Raw genomic sequence first — 3,520 nt, 5'->3', positions numbered from 1 at the left:
ATATTCCGCATCGCAGGAGCAAAAGAAGTCATGATTTGTTTTCTCTGCTACTGTGGTCTAGAATCAACCATGGGACTGTGGAGTGCCTCTTACTTAGTAGCTGAAAAAGGCTTGGATGCGGCTCAGGCGGCAGGCTTTGCCAGTCTCTTTTATCTGGGGATTACCATTGGACGGGCAATCAATGGTTTTCTGGCCATTCGCTTCAATGATACTCAGCTGATTCGCATGGGACAGGTCCTGATTGCCATGGGGATTATCGTCCTCTTTTTACCTGTCTCGTCTGCGCTCATCACACTGGGCGGGATGCTGCTGATTGGTCTGGGCTGCGCCCCTATCTATCCATGTATCATCCATTCTACGCCGGATCATTTTGGCAAGGATCAATCGCAGGCCATTATCGGCGTGCAGATGGCCAGTGCCTACGTTGGAACAACTCTCCTGCCGCCTCTCTTTGGCTTTTTAGGCAATAGTACGACGCTTGCTCTCTTTCCCTACTACCTAGCCTTTATTTTGCTGGGGATGGTTTGGATGCACCAAGCACTGACTCATATTCATAGTCAATCTTAAGAGTAGGGAAACTGCTCTTTTTTTGGTAAAATAATAGTTATGAACGACATCATTCAAAACAAGCTGCAGCTGCTGCCGACCAGTCCCGGCTGCTATATTCACAAGGACAGACATGGCACCATTATCTATGTGGGCAAGGCCAAAAACCTGCGCAACCGAGTGCGGTCCTATTTCCGAGGCAGCCATGATACCAAGACAGAAGCGCTGGTTTCTGAAATCGAAGACTTCGAGTTTATCGTCACCGAGTCCAATATCGAAGCCCTGCTCTTGGAAATCAACCTCATCAAGGAAAATAGGCCCAAGTACAATATCATGCTCAAGGACGACAAGTCCTATCCTTTTATCAAGATTACCAACGAAACCTATCCGCGCCTCATCATCACGCGCCAGGTCAAGAAGGATGGGGGACTTTACTTCGGTCCCTATCCGGATGTAGGAGCGGCTAATGAAATCAAGCGTCTCTTGGATCGGCTTTTCCCTTTCAAGAAGTGCACCAATCCGCCCGAAAAGGTTTGCTTTTACTATCATCTGGGCCAGTGCAAGGCTCACACTGTCTGTCAGGTGGACAGCCAGTATTTCAAGGAGCTGGCCCAAGATGTGGCAGCCTTTCTCAAGGGGCAAGATGACCAGATTATCGAGGAGCTGCGGGGGAAAATGGCTGGCGCAGCGCAGACCATGGAGTTTGAAAAGGCAGCCGAGTACCGCGATCTGATCCAGTCCATTGCCACCCTGCGCACCAAACAGCGGGTCATGGCCAAGGACCTGCAGAACCGTGATGTCTTTGGCTATTATGTCGACAAGGGCTGGATGTGCGTGCAGGTCTTCTTTGTCCGTCAGGGTAAGCTGATCGAGCGCGATGTCAATATGTTTCCATACTACAATGACCCTGATGAGGATTTCCTGACCTATGTCGGTCAGTTTTATCAGGACAAGTCCCACCTCAGGCCCAATGAAATCCTGATTCCGGCAGATATTGACGAAGAGGCTGTTCGAGCGCTTGTCGATACCAAAGTGCTCAAACCCCAGCGGGGCGAGAAGAAGCAGCTGGTCAATCTGGCCATCAAGAATGCCCGGGTCAGCCTGCAGCAGAAGTTTGACCTGCTGGAACGCTCCATTGAGAAAACACAGGGGGCCATTGAAAATCTAGGCCAGCTCCTTCATATCCCGACGCCCGTCCGCATCGAATCCTTTGATAACTCCAATATCATGGGAACCAGTCCAGTCTCTGCCATGGTGGTCTTTGTCAATGGCAAACCCAGCAAGAAAGATTACCGCAAGTACAAAATCAAGACCGTGGTCGGACCGGACGACTATGCCAGCATGCGGGAGGTTATCAAACGCCGCTACAGCCGGGTCATTCGCGACGGGCTGACTCCGCCGGATCTCATCGTCATTGACGGTGGCCAGGGCCAGGTCAATGTCGCTAAGGAAGTCATTCAGAATCAGCTGGGACTGGACATTCCCATCGCCGGTCTGCGCAAGAATGACAAGCACCAAACCCATGAACTGCTCTTTGGCGACCCGCTGGAAGTGGTGGAGCTGTCCCGCAACTCGCAGGAATTTTTCCTCCTCCAGCGCATCCAGGATGAGGTCCACCGCTTTGCCATCACCTTCCACCGCCAGCTGCGCTCCAAGAATTCCTTTTCTTCCCAGCTGGACGGCATCGAAGGACTGGGGCCCAAGCGCAAGCAAAATCTCATGAAACACTTCAAATCTCTGGCTAAAATCAAAGAAGCCAGCGTTGATGACATCGTCCAAGTCGGTGTACCGCGAGCTGTAGCTGAAGCCGTGCGGGTGAAGTTGAATCCGGAAACTCAGGAGCAGGAACAAGTTCAATCGTTAGAGGTGGCAGAAACACAAGCAGAAATAGAATAGACAAATATCTGATGAATCCAGTGTAAACAATCTTTGGTGATAGAATAGAAAAAATTCAACCAATGTGAAGTAATCATTAGAATACCTATAACATTTGATAACAAAATAATTTGACAATGAAATAATTTTATAATATAATATTCCTATTCTTTATTAATAGGAGACAGTAATGAAAAAAATTGTTACAACTAGTGTAGCGCTTTTATCGGTCATAACTTTAGCAGCATGTTCTGGAAAATCAACTTCAGAATCTTCTGAGAAAGCTTCAAGTTCTGTAGAAAAAACATCTACTTCAAAGAGTACATCAAGTAGCTCTGAAACTTCATCAAAAACAGCTAGTTCAGATGTAAAAACTCCAGAAATTGTTCTCTTATCAGATGAAGAAATCGATAATGCTAAAACAATTGGCGATATGAAAGCCCTTTTTGGTAAGTTGATTGATAACTATAAGAAATACATTACTGAAATCGGTGATAAAGTTCCAGAAGCTGGAAAAGAAGCATACAATCAACAAGTAGAACCAGCGATTGAGTCTATGGAAACGTCAAGAGAAACCTTTAATAATACGCTTTCAGCCGCTGGTTCGGATGATACAGTAGTTCCAGAACAAAGTCGTGCCCTATTTCTTCAACAGTTGAAAACAGGACGTGATGCCATGAAGCAGGCTATTGAAGGTGCTTATAAATCTCTTGCTCCACTTACATCTGGACAATAATATCTCAACAAAGTAGGTGAATGTTACCTGCTTTTTTGTATTCAAAATTAATAGTAGTTATGAAGAGATAGCAAGTGACACAGAAGAATTAGATGAGCTTATGGTTGCTGATGAAAAATAAAAAATCATATTTGGAAGCAAATATACCGTTTCTAAAATGGTCAATAAGTTCTAATAAGATAAACCATGCAGAGAGATGGTTTTTACATTTTCAGTCAGATTTTGATATACTAGATTCAAACTAAGCAATCATTCACTTAAGGAGTAAAGATGAAACAAAGAATTGCCATTCTGTCTGATATACATGGGAATACAACTGCTTTAGAAGCAGTACTGATTGATGCTAGGAGGCTAGGAGCGACA

3 protein-coding genes and 1 pseudogene are annotated in these 3,520 nt (G+C 45.7%); all 4 read left to right on the top strand.

From position 1 onward, the window contains the following. Positions 1–567: MFS transporter (locus tag STRDD11_RS14740; RefSeq protein ID WP_241209448.1), on the top strand; the 567-nt coding region annotated here is incomplete at its 5' end. Between the two features lie 39 nt (positions 568–606). Beyond that, the gene (gene uvrC / locus STRDD11_RS11635) at positions 607–2,442 is read left to right on the top strand and encodes an excinuclease ABC subunit UvrC (protein ID WP_128837428.1); all 1,836 of its coding nucleotides are present in this window, start codon (positions 607–609) and stop codon (positions 2,440–2,442) included. A gap of 169 nt (positions 2,443–2,611) precedes the next feature. Further along, complete coding sequence (locus STRDD11_RS11630) at positions 2,612–3,157, top strand: hypothetical protein (RefSeq protein ID WP_128837427.1); 546 nt, start codon at positions 2,612–2,614, stop codon at positions 3,155–3,157. Positions 3,158–3,427: 270 nt separating this feature from the next. Next, a pseudogene (locus tag STRDD11_RS11625) lies at positions 3,428–3,520 on the top strand (metallophosphoesterase); the annotation flags it as partial.

The sequence above is a fragment of the Streptococcus sp. DD11 genome, assembly GCF_001578865.1.
Classification (GTDB): domain Bacteria; phylum Bacillota; class Bacilli; order Lactobacillales; family Streptococcaceae; genus Streptococcus; species Streptococcus panodentis.
The sequence above is the reverse complement of the archived record's forward strand: the minus strand, read 5'-3'. Positions and strand labels throughout refer to the sequence as shown.